Below are 2,665 nucleotides of genomic sequence, written 5' to 3' on the forward strand. Positions count from 1 at the left end.
AAGGGTCGCCGCCAAGAGCGGCCGAAGCCGGCGTCCGCCACCCGCAGGTCGGCCTCTTCCGCGCTCAGCCACGGTCCCTCCGGCCCAGGCGCGCGGCACACTCGAGGACCTCTCGAACGGCTTCATAGATTCCGGCGGCCGCCTGATCCGTCGCCGGCGTGTAGCGAAGGGAGTCAGCCCGGCCCAGGAGGGCGCTGAGCCGCTGGGCGATCTCGAAAGGAGCGCCTCTGGAGACGAGATGCGCGCCGAGACTCTCGCGGGTCATTCCTCTGACCTCCGCGCCATAGCGATCGGCCAGGTAGCTCTCGAGGGAACGCGCCAGCATGCCCCAGGGATCCTCCGTTTCGGCGGCGACGGAGCGGAGGGCCTCCCTCAGGCGCCGCGGAGCGCGCCTCATTCGGAAGCCTTCCGGATCGCGCCTCCGCTCCTCCCGCCTCCGGCGCAGCGCGAGGGATCCTGCGAGACCGGCCACCGGGATCGCCTGCAAGAGCCAGAAGCCCGTGCGGGTCCAGGGTCGCTCCGCGGAGAGTGGGGTCAGCCTGGTCCTCGTTCGAGAACCCCTGATCGCCCCTCCGAGGCGCTCGGTCGAGAGGTCCCCTGTCCCGGCCTTCGCGGGCTCGACTCGAACGGTTCTCCGCGAGGTCTCCACGACGCGGTAACGCTCCTCTTTCGGATCGAAGTAGGCCCACTCGATCGATGGAAGATTGAGCGAGCCCGCGATCTCGGGAACGAGCACGCGTGAGAAGCGCTTGCGCCCGCCGATCCGATCGTTGCCGCGCGTCGTCTCGGCCTCGCTCCCGGCCTCATAGCCCCTGCAGCCGACGACTTCCGGAAAGCGGGGGCCCTCGAGGGCGGCGATGTTTCCCTCGCCGACGATCTCCACGATCCAGGTGACCGGCTCTCCCTGGATGGCCGTGTCGCGATCGAGGCTCCCGCGGATCTCGTAGTCGCCGACGGCGCCGGCAAAGGAGGACGGCGCCCCCGGGGGAAGGGACCTCACCCGCACGGCGCACGCCTTCGATGGGATCTCCGCTTCCCGCTCCGCTCCCCTGAAGCCGAAGAAAGAGAAGGGATCGTATCCTCCCCGCGCCCTGGGGTCCCTGTAGCGGACCTGGACGGCCGCGGGGGAGATCTTCAGATCCCCCGCCCTCGTGGGGAAGAGAGCCAGCAGAACATCGGTGGCTTCATAGGGGGTCCCTCCCCGTTCCCTGCGGCTTCGCCGCTCCGGAGGCATCTCCTCTCTCCAGAACCCCTCCGTATCAGGCGGAACGAAGCGGGCGTCGAGCACGGAAGCGTCGTAACGCCGCAGGAAGGAGATCCGAGCCGTGATCTGCTCGCCGACATACGGGTCGTCCGGATCTACGATCATCTCCACTGCGATGGGCGGCGTGGAACGGTCCTCTTCCCTCTGCCCCCCGCCGCTGGGCGGCGCGGATCGCGGAGTCGACGGACCGGCTCCGCCCCCCGAGACCGCGCTCAATCGGAGGGGACCTATCTGGTAGGCCCTGCCCGACACCCGCACCTCGAACGGCCCGATCGCGAATTCCCCTTCTCTCAACGGAGTCAGTATGTACTGCTGCTGGATCGACTGGGAGAGACGCCCGTTCACGAGCGAGAAGCTCCGGCTCTCGCCCCCCTCGCGGATTCTCAATCCATCGGGCGATCTCAGGGACGGTTTCCCCTCGACCGAGGATGCGCCCTCGATCGTGATCGTCATCACGGCGCTCTCGCCGACGCCGATCGCCTGCGGATCGATGGAGCCGCTGACGCGGACCTCGCCGCTTGCCGATGTCGCGGCGAGGAGGAGCGCGAGGAGGGCGATGAGAGAGCGCGGCAGAGTCATCACCAGTCCTTCTCGACGCGGAGGTTTCTCCCCAGCGACCGCATCCGGTCGGCGAGCAGACGACGCTCCTCATCCGCAAGACCGTCCAGGATCCGTTCGGCCTCCTCCTGCGTGTACTCGCCCGGGCTCCCCCGAGATGACGATGGCGGCGGGCGATCCTCCTCCCCAGCCGCCTGCTGGGGCGCGGGATGCGAGTCCTGCTCTCTCTCCTCGCCGCCGCGATCCTGGCGCGGCTCCGACTCTTGCCCCTGCGAGGGATCCCGCCGCTCCCCGCCGTCCGCCTCCGCGCCCTGCTCTTGCTCCTGCGACTGCTCCGGCCGGCTCTTCTGATCCTGGGATCCTTCCTGTTGCTGTTGTTGCTGCTGCTGCTGTTGCTGCGGGGGGGACTCCCGGAGACGCAGCGCCATCTCGAGATTGAACTTCGTGTCCGGGCTTCCCGGCATCTCCTTCAAGGACTGCTCATATGCGGCGATCGCGCCCTGAAGGTCGCCCGCGAGAAGGCGTGCGTTGCCGAGGTTGTGGGCCGCCCTCGCTCGAAGGGATGCGTCGGCTGCCGCCTGGGCGGCTTGAAAGGCCTGCTGCGCCGCCTCGAGCTGCTGCATCCTGTATTCGACATTCCCCAGGTTGTAGCGCGCCCGGGCGTCGCCCGGCTCGCGCCGCAGCGCCTCCTCGTAGACCTTCCGTGCTTCGTCGAGATCTCCCCGCTTATAGGCGCTCTCGCCGGTCCCGGCATGCGCAGCCGCGGCCGACGCCGCGAGCAGGACGATCCCAAGGATGCCTCTCCTCATGGCTTCCGCCTCCATCCGACCAAGAGCCCCTCGA

Annotated in this window: 2 protein-coding genes; both read right to left on the bottom strand. The window is 68.9% G+C overall.

Translation table 11 applies throughout. The features are described from left to right. Positions 1-64: 64 nt before the first annotated feature. Complete coding sequence (locus FJY88_13360) at positions 65-1,843, bottom strand: protein BatD (protein ID MBM3288314.1); 1,779 nt, start codon at positions 1,841-1,843, stop codon at positions 65-67. Next, positions 1,843-2,646, bottom strand: a complete 804-nt coding sequence (locus FJY88_13365) for a tetratricopeptide repeat protein (GenBank protein MBM3288315.1) — start codon at positions 2,644-2,646, stop codon at positions 1,843-1,845. The genes FJY88_13360 and FJY88_13365 overlap by 1 nt, the downstream gene beginning before the upstream one ends. Between the last annotated feature and the right edge of the window lie 19 nt (positions 2,647-2,665).

It is taken from the genome of Candidatus Eisenbacteria bacterium (assembly GCA_016867495.1).
Classification (GTDB): Bacteria; Eisenbacteria; RBG-16-71-46; order CAIMUX01; family VGJL01; genus VGJL01.

Excerpts from the sequence above, each read along its gene's own strand:
- FJY88_13365 (MBM3288315.1), bottom strand. The coding sequence starts at position 2,646 with ATGGAGGCGGAAGCCATGAGGAGAGGCATCCTTGGGATCGTCCTGCTC.
- FJY88_13360 (MBM3288314.1), bottom strand. The coding sequence starts at position 1,843 with ATGACTCTGCCGCGCTCTCTCATCGCCCTCCTCGCGCTCCTCCTCGCC.